Genomic DNA, 19,665 nt, shown 5'->3' with positions numbered 1-19,665 from the left:
GGTCCGGTTCAGGCGAGGTCGCGGATGCGACGGTAGAGGGCTTCGATTTCGGGCTTGCGGTGGTACTCGTCCAGCAGCGGCTGGGCGGCCTTGTGGAACGCGGGCATGTCGACTTCGTTGGCCTGGATGCCGTGCTCCAGCACCGCCGCGCGCGCCACGCCTTCGGACTCGTCCCACTTGGCGCGCATCACCGGCACCGATTCGCGCGCGGTGCGGACCAGCAGTTCGCGGTCGGCCGGCGAGAGCGAGACGAAGCTGGCGCGCGACATGACCAGCACGTCCGGCGCGTAGGAGTGGCGCGTCTCGGACCAGAACCCGGCCGCCTCGAAGTGGCGGCTGGAATGGAAGCTGCGCATGTTGTTCTCGGCGCCGTCGATCATGTGCGTCTCCATCGCCGAGAAGGTCTCGCCCAGCGACATCGGCGTCGGGTTGGCGCCGAGCAGGCGGACCAGCTTGATGAAGATGTCCGAGGCGGCCACGCGCATCTTCATGCCGTGCAGGTCCTTCGGCTCCACGATCGGGCGCCTGGTGTTGTAGAAACAGCGCGCGCCGGAATCGTAGATCGCCAGGCCGACCAGATCGCGGGTCTCGAAGCTGCGCAGCACCTCTTCGCCGACGTCGCCGTCGATCACCCGGCGCATGTGCCCGATCGAATCGAACACGTACGGCAGGCACAGCGCCTGGGTCAGCGGGAAGGCGTTGTTGAGCGCGCCGGAGAACACCCGGGTGATGTCGATCACGCCGTAGCGGGCCATGTCGATCGCCTCGGCCTCGCGGCCGAGCTGGCCGGAGTGGTACAGGCGCAGCGTCAGCCGGCCGCCGGTCTCGCGCTCCAGGGTCTGGCCGATCCAGCGCACCGCTTCCACGGTCGGGTAGTCGGACACGTGCACGTCGGTGGCCGTGAGCACGCGGTGGCCGGCGGCGTCGACCTTGCCGGTGGTGCCGGCGAACGCGCGCCCGGCCGCGGCCAGCGGCAGCGCGCAGGCGGCGCTGGCACCGCCCAGCAGCAGGCGCCGCCGGGTCAGGCCATGGCTCATGCGGGAACCTCCTCGGCGGCGGGCACGGCGTGGCAGTCCAGGGTGCCATGGCCCTGGAACACGACGCGGGCGCGCTGCCCGGCGGCGATGTCGTGGATGCCGGTGGCGTTGCCGGTGGCGACGTACTCGCCCGCCTTCAGCGGGCGGCCGCGGCGCGCCGAGCGCGACAGGGCGAAGGCGAACGCAGCGCGCAGGCCGCCGGGCAGGCGCGAGGCGCCGCCGCTGCCGACGCTGGCGTCGTCGATGAAGGTCTCGGCCAGCAGCGCCGAGTCCTCCAGCGCGGTCCAGTCCGGGACTTCCGCGCCCAGGACCAGGCCGTTGTTGTTGCCGAAGTCGGACACGACCACCCGCGGGCCGAGCTCGTTGATCGTCGCCAGTGGGCTGCTGGCCACTTCCACGCCGATGTACAGGGTTGCCGGCACGGCCGCCGCCTCGTCCGGAGTCCAGTCCAGCTTGCCTTCCGGCGCGTCGGCCAGCAGGCGCAGCACGTACTCGGCCTCGACCGCGCCGAAGCCGCCCACGAACACCGGGATAGGCATGCTGCCACCGGTGACATTTCGCAGCTGCCGGGAGAAGATCGGGCCGAGCAGGCGCTCGTCCCCGGAGGCGTCGCGACGCTCGGCGGCGATGTAGCCGACCTTCCAGCCGACCACCTGGTCGGGCCACTGCGCGATCGCCAGGTCCTGCACCCGGTAGGCGCTGACCAGATCCGCGGGAATCACGCCTGGAAAGGCTTCGAGCGCCACGCCACGCCGGCGCGCGGCGACGAAGCGGTCCGCGATGGCCGACAGTTCCGGCGGCGCCGGCGCATCGTCCTTGTGGCCTGTGACAGTGCTCAAGATGTCTCCCCAGGAATAGGCTCGTAGTGTGTTGCACCGCGGATCGACAGCGGGCGCCGGAGCTGTATATGGTAAACCGGTGTCATGCCGCAATGTGCACTGCGTCAATGCGCCACTGCACGCTGCAACGCAACATCAGATGGAGGCTTCCATGCAGTCGATCCAGCGGCTCCTCGGGCGCATGCGCGCGCGGATGCACGCCCGCATTCGGATGGGAGCGCTGTGCGCGGCAACCGCCCTTTCCACCCTGGGTGTCCCGGCCCTGGCCGGTAGCCTCCCGTCGGCGCAGGTGCCGCTCTGGCCCGGCCCGGCGCCGGGATCGGAAGGCCTGGCGCTGGCCCCGCGCATCGTCGAACGCGGTGTCGATCCGGCTGTGCCGGACCGCTACGTCGACGGCGTCATCGCACCCTCGCTGACCGTGTACCGCCCCGCCCGGCCGGACGGGCGCGCGTTGCTGGTGGTTCCCGGCGGTGGCTACCAGCGCGTGGTCCTGGACAGGGAGGGCAGCGCCCTGGTGCCGGCGTTCGCCCGGGACGGCGGCCTGACCCTGTTCGTACTGCAGTACCGGCTGCCCGGCGAAGGGCATCGTGGCGGGCGCGACGTGCCACTGGCCGACGCGCAGCGGGCGATGCGGCTGATCCGGCGGCATGCGGCCGAGTGGGGCCTGGACGCGGACAGCGTCGGAGTAATGGGCTTCTCCGCCGGCGGCCATGTCGCGGCCAGCCTGGCCACCCGCCACGGCGAGCGCGTATATGCGCCGGTGGACACGGCCGATGCGCTGGACGCGCGCCCGGCTTACGCGGTGCTGGTCTATCCGGTGATCGACATGGGCGCGCATGCGCACCCGGGCTCGCGCCAAAGGCTGCTCGGCGATGCGCCGGATGCCGCCTCGGTGCGGGCGTATTCGCTGCAGCACCGGGTCGATGCGCGCCCCCCGCCGGTGTTCCTGCTGCACGCTCAGGACGATCCGGCGGTGCCGGTCGAGAACACCCTGCTGTTCGAGGCGGCGCTGCGCCAGGCCGGCATCGAGCACGAAACCCATCTCTACGCGCACGGCGGCCATGGCTTCGGCGTGCGCGAGGCACACGGCACGCTGGCGTCGTGGCCGCGGCTGGCGATCGACTGGATCCGGGCGCACGCGCCGGCCGGCGATGCGCAGTCGCCGGCGCCCGCGGCGGCCACTTTCCCCCGGAGCGAGCGATGACCCTGGAACGACATCCCACCCTCGCCACGGCATCGACGGACGCGGCCACCGATCCGCAACGCCGCCGCCTGCTGCAGGCGGCCGGCCTTGGCGCCGGCCTCGTGCTGGCCGGCGCCGCGCCGCGGGCGTTCGCCGGCGGCGACGGCAGTGTGATCGCGCGCACCCGCAGCGGGCCCGTGCGTGGCATGTCGCGCCAGGGCGTGAGCGTGTTCAAGGGCATCCGCTATGGCGCCGACACCGCGGCCACGCGCTTCCTGGCGCCTCGCCCGCCGGCGCCCTGGCGCGAGGTGGCCGATGCGCTGGACTACGCCGCCTCGGCGCCGCAGCGCGGCAACGACGGCCCGGGCAGCGAGGACTGCCTGTTCCTCAACGTGTGGACGCCGGGCCTGCGCGACGGCGGCAAGCGGCCGGTGCTGGTCTACTTCCATGGCGGCGGCTACGACACCGGCTCGGGCAGCGATGCGCTGTACGACGGCACGCGCCTGTGCCGGCGCGGCGACGTGGTGGTGGTCACCGTCAACCATAGGCTCAACGCATTCGGCTACCTGTACCTGGGCCTGCTCGGCGGGCCGGGCTATTCGACCTCGGGCAACGCCGGGCAGCTCGACCTGGTGCTGGCGCTGCAGTGGGTGCGCGACAACGCCGCCGGGTTCGGCGGCGACGCCGGCAACGTGACCGTGTTCGGCCAGTCCGGCGGTGGCGCCAAGATCGCCACGCTGATGGCGATGCCGGCCGCGCGCGGGCTGTTCCACAAGGCATGGACCATGAGCGGGCAGCAGGTCACCGCCGCCGGCCCGCGCGCGGCGATGCAACGCGCGCAGCGGTTCCTGGAGACGGTCGGGATCGATCCGGCCGCCGCGGACGCGCTGGCACGGCTGCGTGCGCTGCCTACGGAGGCGATCCTGGAGGGCACCGGCGCGCGCGACTTCTCGCGGATCGAGGAGACGCGCCTGTACTTCGGCCCGGTGATGGACGGCGAGGTGCTGCCGCGGCACCCGTTCTGGCCCGATGCGCCGGCGCAGTCGGCCGCGATCCCGATGGTCGTCGGCAACACCCGCGACGAGACCCGCGCCTTCCTCGGCAACGATCCGCAGAACTTCGCGCTCACCTGGGACGCGCTGCCGGCCCGCCTGGAAAAACAGCAGTTCGTCGACCTCCGGGTCGACCTGGTGGTGGCCGAATACCGGCGCCTGTATCCGCACTACACCCCGTCGGAAGTGTTCTTCGCCGCGACCACCGCCGGCCGCTCCTGGCGAGGCGCGGTCGAGGAGCTGGAGGCGCGGGCGCGCCAGCCGGCCGGCAGCGCACCGACCTGGGCCTACCAGCTGGATTGGGGCTCGCCGCTGGACGAAGGCAGGTTCCGCGCCTTCCACACCCTCGACATCCCGCTGGTGTTCGACAACGTGCGCCAGCCCGGCTCGCGCACCGGCGATGGCGCCGATGCGCAGGCGATGGCCGACCGGATGAGCGACGCGCTGCTGGCGCTGGCGCGGCATGGCGATCCGAACCATCGCGGCCTGGCGCGCTGGGAACCGTACTCGATGGCGCGGCGGCAGACGATGCTGTTCGACCTGCCGGCGAGCTTGGCCGACGATCCGCGCGGCGCCGAACGCCGCTTCTGGCAGCAGGCACCCTTCATCCAGCGCGGCACGATGTAGCCGTTCCTGTTGTAGGAGCTCCCTTCAGGGGCGACCCGAGGAGGCTGGACGCAGGCCGCGTTCAAGGCGACCGATCCGGAGGTTGCGCGTTGAATGCAGTGCCTTCCAGCGGGGTCGGGTCGCCCCTGAAGGGAGCTCCTACAGAAGAGCGCGGGAGCGGGAGCGACGCTCAGTAGTCCAGGGCGCGATAGCGGAAGTCGCGGAAGTGGACCTTGCCGTCACCGGCGGCGTAGATCGCCGGCTTCAGCGCCAGGAACTGGCCGGCGACGTTGTGGTGGTAGCCGGACACCTCCATCTGCACCGGGTACTTCTCCCAGGTCCTGCCGTCGGTGCTGGTGTGGAAGGTGACGATGTGCTGGTTGTGGGTCACCCGCAGCCAGAGCCTGCCGCCCTTGCCGGGCGCCAGGCCCTCGACCGGACGCTCCTGGCCGTAGCGGTGCATGACGAACTTCTCGCCGTTGCTGCCCACCCCCACGTACAGGCGGTCGCTGTAGAACAGCAGCGCGCCACCGATGGCGCCCGGCTCGATCTCCATCTCCACTTCGAACTGGTAGGCCTTGTCGCCGGCGATCACGGTCAGCGGCGAGCTGTCGCGCGGGGTCTTGCCCTTGCCCTGCACGGCCATGGCGCCGTTGCCGAAGGACAGCCGCCTGTATTCGTCGCGGGCGGGATTGAAGAACGACCACTGGTGGCCCAGTCGCGTGCCGTCGAACGTATCCGACAGCGCCATCCCGTGCGGGCCGGCGGACGTGCCGCTGGGCTTCTTCAACGGCTGGCCGAGGTCGCCGCCCCTGGCCACGAACCAGCCGTCATCGGTCCACTCGACCGGTTCGAGCAGCGCCTGCCGGCCCAGCGTCCAGTACCCGTTCTCGTAGCCGTGGTAGATCATCCACCAGCGGCCGTCGGTGCCCTCGACCACGGTGGCGTGGCCGCGAGACCACCACGGTTCGCTGCGGTCGACGGTGCGCACGATCGGGTTGTGCGGCGAATTCTCCCACGGCCCGTGGATCGACTTCGAGCGCGCGGTGATCACCATGTGCCCGGTCGGCGGGCCGGCGGTGCCGCCCACGGCGGTGGTCATGTAGTACCAGTCGCCGCGCTTGTGGATCTTCGGGCCTTCCTGGGCGTAGGCCTCCACGTCCCAACTCTCGGGGTACTTCCAGCCGTCGTACACGTGCTTCGGCTCGCTCACCACGCTCAGGCCGTCGTCGGACAGCTGCACGTAGTCGCCGCCGGACAGGAACAGGTAGCGCCTGCCGTCCTCGCCGACCGCGTGGCCCGGATCGATGTACTTGCCCAGGCCGAGGTCGACCGGCTCGCTCCACGGGCCACGGATGTCGTCGGCCCAGACCACGTAGTTGCTGCGGGTGCCGCCTTCGGTGCCACCGGTGCGGGCCGGGAAGTAGATGTAGTAGCGGTCGCCGTGTCTGACGATGTCCGGCGCCCAGATCGAGCCGACGTTCCTGGTGATCGCATGGCCCAGCGGCACCCAGTTGACCAGGTCGCGCGAGTGCCAGATCGGCAGGCCGGGATAGGCGTCGAACGAGGACGAGGTCAGGTAGTAGTCGTCGCCGTCCTTGAGCACCGACGGGTCGGGCCGGTCGCCGGCGAACACCGGGTTGAGGAAGGTGCCATCGCCCAGGTCGGCCTGGCGCTGGTGTTCGATGCCGCGTTTCCAGTGGCTGGCGGGGGTGTCGGCGGCGCCGGCCAGGGCCGGAAGCAGCAGCAGCGAAGCCAGGGCGAGAGCGTGGGAGAAGTGCGCGACCATGTTCTTGTTCTCAGAAGCAGGGGGATGGCGGGCCACACGCGTCCATCGTGCCGCGGTGGTGGTGGCCTGTAGACTTCCCGCGACGGCGGGAGGGAGAGCACGGCATGAGGATCACCGCGACACCGCTGACGGCGGCGCTGGCAGGCGTGTTCACGAGCGTGGCGATGCCGCGGATATGGCCGCACCTGGGTGATGACACGCTGAACTGGATCGTGGCCTTCCTGCTGGTGGTCGCGCTGCCGGCCCACGCCTTCGTGGTCGGCTTCGGACAGCAGCCGACCACCGCGGACGGCACGGCGGATACCGCACTGCTCAAACGCGTGGCCATCTGGCTGGTATCGGCGATCGTTCCCGTTGCCGTAATGCAGGCGCTGCCCTTGTAGGAGCCCGCATGAGGGCGACCCGAGGCGGCAGGAAGTCGCCAAGGCGCATGCCTTCAGGTGTTCCCAACGCGTTGAATGCAGCGGCGATCAGGGGGCATCGGGTCGCCCTCATGCAGGCTCCTACCTACAGGGGGCTGCGCGCCATCCGTGCCGCCGTGCGTCACTGGACGGCACGGCGGTTGTTGAGGCGGGTGATTTCCTCGGCGTCGCTTTCCAGCGCCACGCGCACGTACAGGCCGTCCGCGCTGCGGCCGCCCAGCGGCAGCGACACCCCCGTGGTCTTCGGCTGCAGGTCCAGCGGCGCGGTCATCGCCGGCACCGCCACGCGCGCCAGTTCGCGGCCGCGCGCGTCCTCCAGCACCGCGTAGCCGGCGCCGGTACCGGCATGGCCCAGGCTGTGCACGGTCACTTCCACCGCGTCGCCGGCCACGCGCACGTCGCCGCGGCCGATGCCCAGGTCCGCGCGGGTCTCCACCGGCGTGCCCTTTTCCACCAGTTCGAACTCCATCACCACCGTCCGCATCGGCGGGAACACCCCGTCCACCGAAGCGCTCTTCTCCAGCGGGAATTCGCGCGTGGCGGCCTTGCCGTCGATGCGGTCGTCGCCGTCGCGGTCGATGCCCGAGGTCATGCGCCAGGTGCCGGCGTCGACGTTCCAGCCGGTCATGGTCGCGTTCAGCGGCGTGTCGCCGAGGTTGAAGCCGATCACCTTGACGCGGTCGCGGCGCGGATCCGGCACCAGGATCGCGACCTGCTCGGCGCCGCTCTCCTCGGCGAAGCGCCAGCTCACGGTGTGGCCCGGCCAGGACTGGTTGCGCTTCAGCGCCACGCCGCCCAGGCGCTCGCGCTGCAGGAACTCGCTCGGCGCCTCGACGCGGTCCGACCACCAGTGGCCCTCGGTGACCATGTATTCGCGCAGCGCCTTCATTTCGATGCCCTCGGCATGCAGCGCTTCCAGGTACTTCTTGTCGCCGGTGAGCTGCCAGGCGGCCAGCGCGGCGAATCCGGCGTCGCCCTTGTCGGCCTGCTCGCGCAGCTTCGCGCCCCAGTCGCCTTCGCGACCGAGCACGCCGAGGAAGTTCTCACCGAGGTTGCCCAGGCTTGCCGGGCCGCTGCGGTCGGCGCGGTAGTCGAGCGCGCGCAGGAAGCGCTGGTCGCCGGTCCAGCGCCAGGCGGTCCAGAACAGGTGCATGGTGTCGCCGCCGCCGGAGCCGTGGATCAGTTCGCCGCCGCGGGTCTTGCCGGTTTCCCAGTGGATCTCGTTGGGCAGCACCCACGCGCCGTCCTCGGCGGTATAGGCGTGGGCCAGGTAGCCGTCGGCCAGGCCGGTGACCAGCCTGCGCCCGGTCGGGTCGGCGTTGAAGTCGCCGAGCAGGTAGGCCGGGTGCAGCGCCGGGAACGAATACGGCTTCTGCCACTGCCAGTTCGGGTCGCGGTAGACCTTGTTGCCGCCGAACCAGTTGCTGGAGAACAGCAGGTGGCCCTGCGGGTTGGGCAGGATGATGCGCTCGTCGAAGGCGCGCACCGTTTCCATCAGCCGCTCGACGGTGAGCGGGTCGCCCCAGTTGAGGTAGAGCATCGCGCTGTTGGCATTGATGCCCTCCTCGTAGGAGTGCAGCTCGTCGGTCTCGATCGCGCTCAGGCCGTTGGCGAACATTTCATTGCGGTAGATCGCGTCGGACACCGCGGTCAACGAATCGTTGAGCCGGTCGGGCATCACTCCCATCAGTGCCAGCCCCGGCCACTGCTGCACCAGGTCCGAATCGTCGGACAGGCCGCCTCCGAAATCGCCGTACTCCACCTGGCGGTTGTCGATCCACCACTCGACGAAGCGGCGCACGTAGCCCAGGTCCCGGACCTGGCGGAATGCCCACAGCGGCACGCCCTTCGGCGGCTGCGGCTGCACGAACGGCGGCCGGCCCTGGCTGTTGTAGCTGATGTAGTTCCAGTACTGGCGGCCCTGCTCGTGGTCCGGGTCCACCCGCAGCAGGTCGCTGAGGTCGGCGTACACGCGCGCGTACAGGCGCTGGCGCTTGGAGGTGGTGTGCTCCTCGACCAGGAAGCCCCAGTTGTCGCGCACCTGGTTGAAGCGGTCGGCGAGGTGCTGCTTCTTCGCTTCGGCGCGATCCTTGAACACCAGCCGGACCTGCGCGCCGTCGAGCGAACGCGCGTCGAAGCCCGGCGCGGCCGCGGCCACGCTCAGCCACAGGCTGTCGGCGGTGAGGATGCGGTCGCGCAGGTCCAGCCACAGCGTGCGCTTCTGGCCGGGCTTCACCGCCACCGAGACGTCGATCATGTCGCGCGCCGGCCAGATCGGGTCCTTGACCCGGATGTTGAGCGGGATCAGCCCGTCCTGCACGGCCGGCAGGTCCAGTGCGGGGAGGTCGATGGCGATGCCGTCGAGGCCGTCGTACATGTTCTCCCAGCTGTAGGCCCAGCTGCGGATCAGCGGCTGCGCCGCCGGCGCGTCGCCGACGCCGGAGGGGACCAGCACGTGCACGATCGGCTCGGGCACGGCCGGCAGGCCGCCGTCCGCGGGCGCGAGCGCGTCGCTGCGCCTGCGCGCGCCGGCGCCGCTGGGCAGCGCCATCACCGTGCTGCGTCGCGCCGGCAGGAAGCGGCCGTCGATGTAGCCGCGCAGCGCCTGCACGTTGCCGTAATCGGGCAGCGCCTTGCTGTCGATCACGTAGGTCTGCTTGAGCGTGCCTTCCGGCTCGGCCGCGTCGGTGACGTTGTAGGCCCAGATCTCCTGGATCGGGGTTTCCCGGGTGGTGTTGGTGAAGCGCAGGTGGCCGCCGCGGCGGGCGGCGAACTGGTCGACGCTGCGGACGATGCCCTGCGGGCGCTCGAACAGCGGCTGCTGGTGGCCGGGGTCGGCGCCGTACGTCGCCTTGCCATAGGCGGCGCCGCGGATCTCGATGCGGTTGAACGGCTCGTCGGGCATCGCCAGGTCCAGCGCCTTGCCGCCCTCGACGTAGGTGTTCCAGTCCGGCAGCTGGAAGTAGTCGTTGCGGCCGGGCAGGCGCGAGCGGTTGTACACCCCCGGCCAGGTGGTCTCGGGAATGCCGTCGCTGCCCTTCCACATCCACTGCTTGAGGTCCTTCACGTCGTCGAAGCCGACGTGGCGGATCGAAGTGCTTGCGGTGGCCAGCGCCGGCGGCGCCTTGCCGTGCTCCCAGCCGTAGCGGTGGTTCCAGGCGTTGCGGCGCGCGGCTTCGCCGACGGCCACCGCGCTGGCCGGACTGGCCGCGGCCAGGTCGCCGCGGCGGGCCAGGGTGGCGGCGCCGGCACCGTCGAGCATGCGGTCGTATACGCGGATCTCGTCGAAGTCGCTGCCGCGCAGGAAGTTGTAGCGGCTCTGCACCTGGTACGGCGCCATCACCCGGCCGGCGAGGCCGAGCTGGTCGAGCGCGGCGTCGTAGTCGGCGGTGGCGTCGACCCTCGCCACTTCCTTGCCGTCCAGGTACAGGCGCACGCCCTGCGTTTCGTCCCAGGCGAAGGCCAGGTGGGTCCACGACTTCGCGTCCGGCATTGCATCGAGCCTGAACGAGACCCGGGTGCGCGCCAGGTTGGCGTCGGTGACGAAGGCGTCGAAGCCGTGCCCGTTCCAGTCGATCCGCAGCCAGGCCATGTCCCAGCTGCTGTGGTCGGCGTAGCCGACGCGGAAGATCACGAACGGCGCCTCGCCCACCGCGTAGCGCGGGCGCCAGAAGAAGGAAAGCGTGCCGCGTTCGGCGAAGATGTTGCCCGGCGCGTTCCATGCCAGCACGCCGTCATCGGCCCATTCGATCGCCCCGCCCTGCACCCCGGTGGGGACGATCCGCACCTTGTCCTGGAAGTTGGGAACCGCATCGCCGCCGGCATGGTCGGCGACGAAGCCGGCGTCTGCCGAGACCCGGAACAGCAGTTGCGGACCGGCATCGGCAGCGGAAGCCAGGACCGGCATGGCAAGGAGGGCGGCCAGCAGGCCCGCGCAACGGCGCGGGGGGGTCGGTTCACTCATCGGATCGGACTTCCAGGTATTCCAGGCGGCATGGATCGCATCGCGGCAGCCCCGGGCTTGCATCAGCGGCCATCTGGATGGAACCAGAAAAAAGGCCGGGGCGGCAACGCCGCCCCGGCCCGTTCGTTCACCCGCCGGATCAGAACTTGTAGCGGATGCCCAGCAGGTACTGGCGGCCGGTCACGCTGTAGTCGAGCGGCAGCTGCGAGTTGGCGCCGACCCACGACTCCAGCGAGGGCTCGTCGGTCAGGTTGATGCCCTCCAGGCTGACCTCGATCTGGTCGCTCAGCTTGTAGCGCAGCGAGGCGTCGATCAGGGTGGTGCCGTTCTGGCCATGCACGTCGCTGGTGAAGCCCTGCTCGGTGCCCGGCACCTGGATCAGGTAGTTGTCGCGGTTGGTGGCCGAGATGCGGCCGGCGAACCTGGCGCCTTCGTAGAACAGCGTCGCGTTCCAGGCATGGCGCGACAGGCCCGTCAGGTCCGTGTTGAGCGAGTTGGCGCCAGAGGAAGTGACGTACTGGATCTGCGAGTCCACGAACGTGTAGTTCAGCTGCACACCCAGGTTGCTCCAGTTGCCGGGCAGGAAGGTGAACGGCTGGATGTAGTTCGCCTCCAGCCCCTTCAGCGGGCCACCCGGCGTGTTGACCGGCACCGAGAACACGAAGTCGTCGTTCGGGCTGATGTCGCTGGGCAGCCAGCTGATCGGCAGACCGCTGTCGGAGTACGGCCGCACCTCGCGGCTGGTCTGCACGAAGCTCTCGATGTCCTTGTAGAACAGGCCCAGGCTCAGCAGCGCACTGTCCTGGAAGTACCACTCGGCGGTCAGGTCGTAGGTGTCGGCGCGGATCGGATCCAGGTTCGGGTTGCCGCCGGTGACGGTGCGCGCACCGCCGCTGACGCTGACCACGGGCACCGCGCTGAGCTGGAACAGGCCCGGGCGGCTCATCACCTTGGCCGCGCCGAAGCGGATCAGCAGGTCGGGCATGACCTCGGCCACCAGGTTCATCGACGGCAGCGTGTCGCTGTACTCGCGGTCGTACGGGAAGGTCACCAGCGAGTTGTTCATGCCCACGGTGTGCTGCTCGGTGCGCACGTAGCGCAGGCCGAAGTTGCCGGAGAACGGCACGTTGCCCAGGTCGGTGGAGAACTCGCCCATCAGGTAGGCGCCGTGGTTCTTCTCGTTCACGTCGCGGTTGCTGGCCGCGAACGGGCTGAACGCCCAGGTGCCCTCGCCGCTGAAGATGTCGAAGTAGTCGGCGATGCCGTTGAAGTTGGGCACCACCCAGGTGCCCGGCGAGCCATTGACGCCGCTCAGGCTGGCCAGCTGGGTCATGTCGACCGGGACGATGCGGGTGCCGTCGGCGAAGTTCGGCACGGTGGCCTCGTTCGCGGCGCGGCGCTGCTCGCGCGCGGTGAAGGTGTAGTCCCGCGACTGGATGCCGCCCTTCAGGCGGAAGCCCGGGCTGATGCTCCAGTTGAAGTCCAGCTGCGCGGTATCGAACTCGTTCTTCACCTGGTTGGCGCGCATGCGGATCGTGGACAGCGTCCAGCCGTTCGGGCTGGTCGGGTCGAAGCCGTAGTCGAGCACCGGTGCCCACTTGTTGCCGCGGTAGTCGTAGCTGTAGTTGTCGACGTTCAGCTTGTCCATCATGATCGTGGTCTGGATCGGATTCTCGTGCTCCGACGTCGAACGGCCGATCCTGCCGCTGAGGGTGAACGCGTCGCTGAACTCGTGCTCGCCGCTCAGGCCGACCTGCATGAATTCGGTGTTCCATTCGTCGTAGCGGTTCTCGGCGCGCACGTCGACGCCGTCGAACAGGCCGTACATCAGCGCGCCGGTGGACGGGTCGATGTAGCCGTCGCGGACGATGGTCTCCGGCTTGCCGCCCTGGGCGGCACTGCGGCTGAACGAGATCGCCTCGATGTAGTTCTCGTTGCGCGTGGCGTCGATCTTCGAGTACAGCGCGTCCAGCGAGAACTCGGTGCGGTCGCTGGGCCGGAACTGCAGCGAGCCGGTGATGCCGGTGCGTTCCTGCTCGTGCTTCATCCAGGTGTAGCGCGGGAAGCGCGGATGGAAGACGTCGGCCGCGAGCGCGTCGGTGAACGTCGAGCCGGCATTGAAGCCGCCATTGCTCAGGCCGTTGGCCCAGCGGCCGCTGCCGGTGCCTTCCTCCAGCACCTCGCGCTCGGAGTAGGCGACCGAGAGCAGCGCGCCGAACTTGCCGTCGGCCCAGGTGTTGGAGATGAGGCCGGCGAAGCGCGGCGTCGCGGCACCGGCCATGTCGTTGTAGCTGGCCTGGGCGCTGGCGGCGGCGGTGAAGCCGTCGAAGTCGAACGGTTGCGCGGTGACCAGGTCGACGGTGGCGCCGAGGGAGCCTTCCTCGACGTCGGCCGATGCGGTCTTGCGCACGATCAGCTGCGAGAACAGGTCCGAGGCGAACACGTTGAAGTCGAAGCCGCGGCTGCGGCTGGTACCGCCGTTCTGGTCGGTGCTGCCGACCGTGGCCATCGTCTCCATGCCGTTGATGCGCACGCGGGTGAAGTCCGGGCCCAGGCCGCGCACGGAGATGTTGCGGCCTTCGCCGCCGTCGCGGGTGATGACCACGCCCGGGATGCGCTGCAGCGATTCGGCCAGGTTCAGGTCGGGGAACTTGCCGATGTCCTCGGACACGATCGCGTCGACCACGCCGGCTTCGCCGCGCTTGATGTCGATGGCCCGCTCGAGGCTGGCGCGGTAGCCGGTGACGACCACGGTATCGAGGTCGGTGGCCTGTCCGGATGCCGCCTCCGTGGCCGGGTCCTGCGGGGCGGCGGCTTCCTGGGCGAACGCGAACGGTGTCGACAGGGCCAGCCCGATCGAGGCGGCCAGCAAGGTAACCGGTGTCTTCCGGCGGATGTTCCGGTTGTTCATATCCCCTCCCAGAGAATGGTTGGTGCGGATTCGGGAATCGGCAGGTCGTCCAGCGGATGACACCGCTGGTCAAACGGGAACCTAACACCAGCCGCCCGGCGCATCATCTTGCAGCGCAGCACGGACAGGGCCTGCGCCGCGCCCGCGTGTCGGCTAGGATGACACCGATAGTCATCGGCCTGCTCCGACGTGGGGCAGGCCAACATCGGTGCCCCTGCGGTACTGGATCGGCCTGCCGGGAGGAAGCAATGGCGCACGTCGTGTGTTTCGGTGAGTTGCTGCTGCGCCTGGCCGCGCCGGGGCGGGAGAAGCTGCTGCAGGGCCCGCGGCTGGAGGCGTCCATCGGTGGCGCGGAGGCCAATGTCGGGGTGTCCCTGTCCTGCTTCGGCCACCAGGTGCGGATGGTCGGCACCGTGGCCGACAACGCCCTGGGCGAGGCCGCCGCCGGTGAACTGCGCCGCCATGGCGTGGACACGCAGGGCGTGCGCCGGGCGCCTGGCCGCATGGGCCTGTATTTCCTCGCCCCGGGCGCGATCCATCGTCCGGCCGAGGTCCTCTACGATCGCGCCGGCTCGGCCTTCGCCGTGGCCGCCGCCGATGCCTACGACTGGCCGGCTCTGCTGCGCGGCGCCGACTGGCTGCACCTGTCCGGGGTGACCCCGGCGCTGGGTGCGAACACCGCCGCCGCCGCCCTGGCCGCCGCGCGCGCCGCGCGCAAGGCGGGGGTGAAGGTGTCCTTCGACGGCAACTTCCGACCGAAGCTGTGGGAGGTGTGGAAGGGCGACGCAAAGGCGATCCTGTCCGGGCTGATGGCCGAGGCCGACCTGCTGTTCGCCGACCATCGCGACATGGGCGTGGTCCTGGGCGGCCAGTACCCGCAGGCCGAAGCGCTGCAGCGTATCGAAGCGGCCGCGGCCGACGCGTTCGCCGCGTTCCCGCACCTGCAGTGGCTGGCCTGCACCATCCGCACGCCGCGCAATGTCGACCAGCACGCGCTGTCGGGCGTGCTCGTGGGCCGCGACGCCGGCACCGTGCTGGCGCCGCAGGAGGAGGTCGGCCCGATCGTCGACCGCATCGGCGGCGGCGATGCCTTCGCCGCCGGCGTACTGCACGGGCTCATCAATGGCTGGATGCCGGAGCGCACGATCCGCTTCGGCCTGGCCGCCGGCTGCCTGAAGCATTCGATCCCCGGCGACTTCAACCTGGTGAGCGAGGCGGAGGTCGAAGCGCTGGTCGGCGAGGGGCGTTACGACGTCAGGCGCTGAGGCCAGGGCACTGGCGTCAGGCAGTACGGGCGGCCCTTCGTATTGAAGGCTGCCGGTAGCCGGCCGCGCTCAGATGATCCGCAGCGTGATCGCCTTCAGCACCGCGCGGGTGCGGTCGCGCGTGCCGAGCTTGTCCAGGATGGTGGATACGTAGTTCTTCACCGTGCCTTCGGCCAGGAACAGGGTGCGCGCGATTTCCTTGTTCGAGTAGCCGCCGGCGAGCAGGCGCAGGATCGCCACCTCGCGCTCGCCGAAGGTGTCGCTGGGCGGTGTGTCGTCATGGAAGCGGTAGCGCGCGCGCACCGGGTCGGTGCTGACCGGGGCCAGCAGGGTTTCGCCGGCGGCCACGCGCACGATCGCCTCGTGCAGGTCTTCCGGTGCGGCGTCCTTGAGCAGGAAGCCCTGCGCGCCGGCTTCGCGCGCGTGCAGCAGCAGATCGCTGTCGTCGAAGGTGGTCAGCAGCAGCACCGGCGTGCGGTCGCCGGCCTCGCGCAGTTCGCGCAGGGCGGTGATTCCGTCCAGGCCGGGCATGCGGATGTCGCTGAGGACCACGTCCACCGGCTGCAGCTGCAGCGCGTCCAGCAGGCCCTGGCCGTCTTCGGCCTCGAACGCCACGGTCACGCCGTGCCGTTCCAGCAGCGCGCGCAGCCCGGCGCGGACCAATGCCTGGTCGTCGGCCAGGGCCACCCGCAGCTGTCGTGGCGGAATGCTCACGCTGGCAGCCTGGCCTGCAGCCGCAGCCCGCCCTCGCCGGTGCGGCCCAGTTCCAGCGCGCCGCCCAGGGCGGCCAGGCGTTCGCGCATGCCGGCGATGCCGTTGCCTTCGCGCAGCTGGCCGGCGCATTGGCCGTCGTCGTGGATTTCGATGCGCAAGCCGCCTTCCTCGTCGTCGATCCGCAGCCACACCTGTTCCGCGCCGGCGTGGCGTGCCGCATTGGTCAGCGCCTCCTGCGCCAGGCGCAGCACCGTCTCGGCCACGGCCGGATCGGTGACGCGCACGTCACTGCCGATTGTGAGTCGCAGCGCCGGCCGCGGGAAGGGGGCGGCGAGTGCGCGCAGCGCGGTGGCCAGGTCCAGGCCGCGGTCGTCGCGCAGCGACTGCACCACCTGGCGGATGTCGCCAAGCAGTTCCCCGGCCAGGCGCTCGGCCAGCGCGACCTCGTCGCGCCGCGCCAGCGCCGGGTCGGTGGCCAGCGCACGCAGGTTCAGGCGCATCGCGGTGAGCTTGTGCCCGGCGACGTCGTGCAGTTCGCGGGCCACGCGCAGGCGTTCGGCGTTGCGCGCGCTGTCGGCCAGCAGCGCGCGGGTCGCCAGCAGGTCGGCGTTGACCCGCGCCAGCGCGTCGCGCGAGCGCTCGGCCGAACGCGCGTAGTAGGTGCAGATTCCGGCCAGCGCCTGGAAGCCCATGTTGATGACGACCATGGACAGCGGCGAGTGGACGCTGCCGCGCAGCAGCAGGTAGAAGACCGCGTTGGCCAGCAGCGCGGCCAGCCCCGCGGTGCGCGGCTTCCACACCGCGAACGCGCAGGCCGCCCAGATCACCAGCAGCACCTGCGAGGCGCCCACGCGCATGGTCAACGCGTTCAGGCCCAGCGCCGCCGCCGGCATCAGCAGCAGCACCAGGTGCTGCGGCAGGCGCCGCGCCTCCGGCAGCAGCTGCAGGGCCGTGAACAGCAGCAGGAACACGCCGAGCAGGAGCAGCGCGACGGGGTGGTGCGCACGCTCGACGAAGCGCAGCGAGTAGCCGACGGTGAGGATGGTCAGCAGGCCTGCCAGCGGCAGCGGCTGCAGCAGGGACAGGGAAAGGGTGCGGAGCATCCGGCGCATGCGGCCATGCTCGTCCGCGGCGGTGCCGCTGGCAATGGCGCGGCCGCAGGAAGTGACTTCCGGCACCTGCAACAGGTGACCTGCGGCCCTGCCGGCCGCGCCCGCGCGCGCAGAGGACTCCGCCGGGCCGGCTCACCGGCGCATCACGCCAGGATCACGCGCTTTTTGCGCCCACCGCGCGAGCCTGCACGCCCGACCGCGAGATGCAGCCCATGGCCAGCCGCGACCGCCCCCGCGACCGCAAGGACCCGCCGCCACCCGGTAGCGAGCCCGGACACGAAACCGAGTTGCAGCGCCGTGAGCGCAAGCAGCACGAAAGCCGCAACCAGGATGAAGCGCTGGAGGAAACCTTCCCGGCGAGCGACCCGGTTTCCCCCTTCGTTCCCGCCAAGCTGCCCTGACCGCAACGATCCGCGCCAGCGGCTCAGCGGCGGCTTACCGCGGCGATCGCCTTGGCCACGTACTCCAGGTTGCCCTGGTTCAGCGCGGCCACGCAGATGCGGCCGGTGCCCACGGCGTAGATGCCGAACTCGTCGCGCAGGCGGTCCACCTGCGCCCGGTCCAGGCCCGAGTACGAGAACATGCCGGCCTGCTGGTCGATGAAGGCGTACTCCGGGTGGCCTTGGGCGGCCAGCTGTTGCACCAGCGCGCCACGCAGGGCGTGGATGCGCTCGCGCATGCCGCGCAGTTCCTCTTCCCACATCGCGCGCAGCTCGGGGCTGGTCAGCACGCCGGCCACCAGCGCAGCGCCGTGGGTGGACGGGCTGGAATAGATGGTGCGGATGATGCGCTTGACCTGCGACTGCACCGCCCTGGCCTCGTCGGCGCTGGCCGCCACCACCGACAGCGCGCCCACGCGCTCGCCATACAGCGAGAACGACTTCGAATACGAGCTGGCGACCACGAACGACTCGATCCCGGCCTCGACCAGGATGCGGATCGCGGCCGCGTCCTCGGCGATGCCCTTGTCGAAGCCCTGGTAGGCCATGTCGATGAACGGGAACAGCCCGCGTTCCTTCAGCAGCGCAGCGACCTGCTTCCACTGCGCCACGGTGAGGTCGGCACCGGTCGGGTTGTGGCAGCACGCGTGCAGCAGCACCGTGGTGCCCGGCTGCAGCCGGCCCAGGTCGGCGAGCATGCCGTCGAAGTCGACGCCATGGCTGGCGGCGTCGAAATAGGTGTAGTCCACGATCTCGAAACCGGCCGCGCCGAACACCGCGCGGTGGTTCTCCCAGCTCGGGTTGCTCAGCGCCAGGGTCGCGTGCGGCAGCGCCTTGCGCAGCAGTTCGGCACCGACGCGCAGCGCGCCCGAACCGCCGACGGTCTGGGTGGTGGCGACGCGCCCGGCCGCCAGCAGCGGCGAATCGGCGCCGAACAGCAGTTCGCGCGTGGCTCTGGTGTACGCCGGCAGGCCGTCGATCGGCAGGTAGCCGCGCGGGCGCGCGGCGGCGGCCAGCGACTGCTCGACCTGCTGCACCGCTTTGAGCAGCGGGATCCGTCCCTGTTCGTCGTAATAGATGCCCACGCCCAGGTTGACCTTGGTGCTGCGGGAGTCGGCGTTGTAGGCCTCGGTCAGGCCCAGGATCGGGTCGCCGGGGACCAGTTCGACGTTGGAAAAGAAGGACACGGCTCGTGCTCTGTGACGGGGGGAGTGGCCCGTGCGGCGGTGCGCGCAGGCCGCGCAATCCTAGCAGGACGCGCGCCGGGGCTCGAAGGTTTCGGCCGTGACCGCAGCGGCCGGCCGCCGCTCAGTAGCGCAGCACCAGCCCAAGGCGCAGGCCGGAGTTGCGCAGGTTCAGGTGCCCGGTGAAGTGGTTGCGGTCGGTACTGGCGTGGATGCGGGTGTAGTTGTAGTCCAGCATCAGCCCGGCGTTGCGCCAGGGGTACCATTCCACGCCCAGTCGCCCGTAGCCCACGGTGCCGTCGATCCGGTTGATGGTGGTGTTGAGCCAGCCCGCATCGGCCGCGATCCGCCAGTCCTGCGCCGGCGTCCAGCGCCAGCCTGCGCCCAGCGTCGGCGCGGGCAGGTCGCCGCTGAAGCTGTCCTCCACCGCATCGGAACCGACCGGGTTGCCGTTGACGTCGAGCTCCAGCCCCAGGCCCAGGTCCACCCGGTACAGGGTCAGGCCCAGCCGCGGCCCCAGCGCCCAGTTCTGCGAGGAGAAACCCCACCAGGTGTAGTAGGCCTCGATCGCGTCGAGGTCGTAGTGGGCGTGGACCGTGGCCCCCGCCTGGTACAGCTCGTCGTCGAAGACGATGTCGCGCTGCAGCCGGTGCTCGCTGGCAACGTCGTTGTTGAAATAGGACAGCCCGAACTCGTGCCGGTCGAACGGGCGCCAGGACGCACGGGCGAAGGCCAGCGAGCCGTCCGGATCCAGGCCCAGGTCGCGGCTCAGGTCCACGCGCGTGCCATCGAAGAGTTCGCCGTCGGCGCGAAGCCGCGTATCGAACCGGGAGACGTAGCTGCCGACGCTGAAGCTGACCCGGTCCAGCGGTTCGATGGCGGCGACCGTGCCCGGGAGCAGCAGCAGCGCCAGCAGGGCGGCGCAGGGTTGCCTGTCGTGGCGCATCGTCCTCGTTCCCCCTGTCGTGCGTCGCGCAGTTCCGGCGTGGGTGCAGGAAGGCGAAGTAGTGTGTGCGAGTGACTATACGTTGAAGGATCGCTGCAGGAGCAGGAGCAGCGGAGTGAGCCCCGCCCCGCGCGACGACGCATCATCGCCCCCCGTAGAGCCGGGCTTGCCCGGCTCTACGGGGGGCAGGCGGCGCGGCGG

The 19,665-nt window shown here is 70.5% G+C and carries 14 protein-coding genes; 5 read left to right on the top strand and 9 right to left on the bottom strand.

The genetic code is table 11. From position 1 onward, the window contains the following. Window positions 1–8: 8 nt before the first annotated feature. Window positions 9–1,037 carry a TRAP transporter substrate-binding protein gene (locus tag CSC64_RS09810; protein ID WP_162435141.1) on the bottom strand — a complete coding sequence of 343 codons (1,029 nt, stop codon included), beginning with the start codon at window positions 1,035–1,037 and terminating at the stop codon, window positions 9–11. Next, a complete protein-coding gene (locus tag CSC64_RS09805) occupies window positions 1,034–1,876 on the bottom strand; it encodes a 2-keto-4-pentenoate hydratase (protein ID WP_425501705.1) in 843 nt (280 codons plus the stop codon). The genes CSC64_RS09810 and CSC64_RS09805 overlap by 4 nt, the downstream gene beginning before the upstream one ends. A 181-nt stretch (window positions 1,877–2,057) precedes the next feature. On the opposite strand from CSC64_RS09805, the gene CSC64_RS09800 reads away from it, so the two are divergent. Both CSC64_RS09800 and CSC64_RS09795 read left to right on the top strand, forming a co-directional pair. Then, window positions 2,058–3,080 (top strand): alpha/beta hydrolase, encoded by a 1,023-nt coding sequence (locus CSC64_RS09800; protein ID WP_425501706.1) that lies wholly within the window; start codon window positions 2,058–2,060, stop codon window positions 3,078–3,080. After that, the gene (locus tag CSC64_RS09795; protein ID WP_162435139.1) at window positions 3,077–4,738 is read left to right on the top strand and encodes a carboxylesterase/lipase family protein; all 1,662 of its coding nucleotides are present in this window, start codon (window positions 3,077–3,079) and stop codon (window positions 4,736–4,738) included. Before CSC64_RS09800 ends, CSC64_RS09795 begins: the two co-directional genes overlap by 4 nt. A 169-nt stretch (window positions 4,739–4,907) precedes the next feature. Here the strand turns inward: CSC64_RS09795 and CSC64_RS09790 are convergent, their stop codons facing one another. Then, a complete protein-coding gene (locus CSC64_RS09790; protein ID WP_162435138.1) occupies window positions 4,908–6,506 on the bottom strand; it encodes a family 43 glycosylhydrolase in 1,599 nt (532 codons plus the stop codon). Window positions 6,507–6,610: 104 nt separating this feature from the next. Between CSC64_RS09790 and CSC64_RS09785 the strand changes: the two genes are divergently transcribed. Further along, window positions 6,611–6,889 carry a hypothetical protein gene (locus CSC64_RS09785; RefSeq protein ID WP_202922353.1) on the top strand — a complete coding sequence of 93 codons (279 nt, stop codon included), beginning with the start codon at window positions 6,611–6,613 and terminating at the stop codon, window positions 6,887–6,889. A gap of 160 nt (window positions 6,890–7,049) precedes the next feature. Here CSC64_RS09785 and CSC64_RS09780 read toward each other — a convergent pair whose 3' ends face one another. Together CSC64_RS09780 and CSC64_RS09775 are read right to left on the bottom strand one after the other, a co-directional pair. Further along, window positions 7,050–10,892, bottom strand: coding sequence for a LamG-like jellyroll fold domain-containing protein (locus tag CSC64_RS09780; protein WP_162435137.1), 3,843 nt, complete (start codon window positions 10,890–10,892; stop codon window positions 7,050–7,052). Between the two features lie 139 nt (window positions 10,893–11,031). Next, complete coding sequence (locus CSC64_RS09775; RefSeq protein WP_162435136.1) at window positions 11,032–13,803, bottom strand: TonB-dependent receptor; 2,772 nt, start codon at window positions 13,801–13,803, stop codon at window positions 11,032–11,034. Between the two features lie 248 nt (window positions 13,804–14,051). Between CSC64_RS09775 and CSC64_RS09770 the strand changes: the two genes are divergently transcribed. Beyond that, a complete protein-coding gene (locus CSC64_RS09770) occupies window positions 14,052–15,068 on the top strand; it encodes a sugar kinase (protein ID WP_162435135.1) in 1,017 nt (338 codons plus the stop codon). Window positions 15,069–15,137: 69 nt separating this feature from the next. On the opposite strand, the gene CSC64_RS09765 is transcribed toward CSC64_RS09770, so the two are convergent. Next, window positions 15,138–15,776: a response regulator transcription factor gene (locus CSC64_RS09765; protein ID WP_238389946.1), complete on the bottom strand. Its 639-nt coding sequence runs from the start codon at window positions 15,774–15,776 to the stop codon at window positions 15,138–15,140. Window positions 15,777–15,778: 2 nt separating this feature from the next. Continuing rightward, window positions 15,779–16,894 (bottom strand): sensor histidine kinase, encoded by a 1,116-nt coding sequence (locus CSC64_RS13965; protein WP_162435133.1) that lies wholly within the window; start codon window positions 16,892–16,894, stop codon window positions 15,779–15,781. A gap of 212 nt (window positions 16,895–17,106) precedes the next feature. On the opposite strand from CSC64_RS13965, the gene CSC64_RS09755 reads away from it, so the two are divergent. Further along, a complete protein-coding gene (locus tag CSC64_RS09755; protein WP_162435132.1) occupies window positions 17,107–17,295 on the top strand; it encodes a hypothetical protein in 189 nt (62 codons plus the stop codon). Between the two features lie 23 nt (window positions 17,296–17,318). Here CSC64_RS09755 and CSC64_RS09750 read toward each other — a convergent pair whose 3' ends face one another. Both CSC64_RS09750 and CSC64_RS09745 read right to left on the bottom strand, forming a co-directional pair. Continuing rightward, window positions 17,319–18,521: an amino acid aminotransferase gene (locus CSC64_RS09750; protein WP_162435131.1), complete on the bottom strand. Its 1,203-nt coding sequence runs from the start codon at window positions 18,519–18,521 to the stop codon at window positions 17,319–17,321. A gap of 121 nt (window positions 18,522–18,642) precedes the next feature. After that, window positions 18,643–19,464, bottom strand: a complete 822-nt coding sequence (locus CSC64_RS09745; protein ID WP_162435130.1) for a porin family protein — start codon at window positions 19,462–19,464, stop codon at window positions 18,643–18,645. Between the last annotated feature and the right edge of the window lie 201 nt (window positions 19,465–19,665).

This window comes from Pseudoxanthomonas koreensis (assembly GCF_010093225.1).
GTDB lineage: Bacteria > Pseudomonadota > Gammaproteobacteria > Xanthomonadales > Xanthomonadaceae > Pseudoxanthomonas > Pseudoxanthomonas koreensis.
This window is presented reverse-complemented; position numbering and strand designations above follow the sequence as displayed.

What these genes read in the sequence shown, in the direction of transcription:
- CSC64_RS09810 (WP_162435141.1), bottom strand. Translation starts at nt 1,037, where the DNA reads ATGAGCCATGGCCTGACCCGGCGGCGCCTGCTGCTGGGCGGTGCCAGC.
- CSC64_RS09800 (WP_425501706.1), top strand. Translation starts at nt 2,058, where the DNA reads ATGCGCGCGCGGATGCACGCCCGCATTCGGATGGGAGCGCTGTGCGCG.
- CSC64_RS09795 (WP_162435139.1), top strand. Translation starts at nt 3,077, where the DNA reads ATGACCCTGGAACGACATCCCACCCTCGCCACGGCATCGACGGACGCG.
- CSC64_RS09790 (WP_162435138.1), bottom strand. Translation starts at nt 6,506, where the DNA reads ATGGTCGCGCACTTCTCCCACGCTCTCGCCCTGGCTTCGCTGCTGCTG.
- CSC64_RS09785 (WP_202922353.1), top strand. Translation starts at nt 6,611, where the DNA reads ATGAGGATCACCGCGACACCGCTGACGGCGGCGCTGGCAGGCGTGTTC.
- CSC64_RS09780 (WP_162435137.1), bottom strand. Translation starts at nt 10,892, where the DNA reads ATGAGTGAACCGACCCCCCCGCGCCGTTGCGCGGGCCTGCTGGCCGCC.
- CSC64_RS09775 (WP_162435136.1), bottom strand. Translation starts at nt 13,803, where the DNA reads ATGAACAACCGGAACATCCGCCGGAAGACACCGGTTACCTTGCTGGCC.
- CSC64_RS09770 (WP_162435135.1), top strand. Translation starts at nt 14,052, where the DNA reads ATGGCGCACGTCGTGTGTTTCGGTGAGTTGCTGCTGCGCCTGGCCGCG.
- CSC64_RS13965 (WP_162435133.1), bottom strand. Translation starts at nt 16,894, where the DNA reads ATGCGCCGGATGCTCCGCACCCTTTCCCTGTCCCTGCTGCAGCCGCTG.
- CSC64_RS09755 (WP_162435132.1), top strand. Translation starts at nt 17,107, where the DNA reads ATGGCCAGCCGCGACCGCCCCCGCGACCGCAAGGACCCGCCGCCACCC.
- CSC64_RS09745 (WP_162435130.1), bottom strand. Translation starts at nt 19,464, where the DNA reads ATGCGCCACGACAGGCAACCCTGCGCCGCCCTGCTGGCGCTGCTGCTG.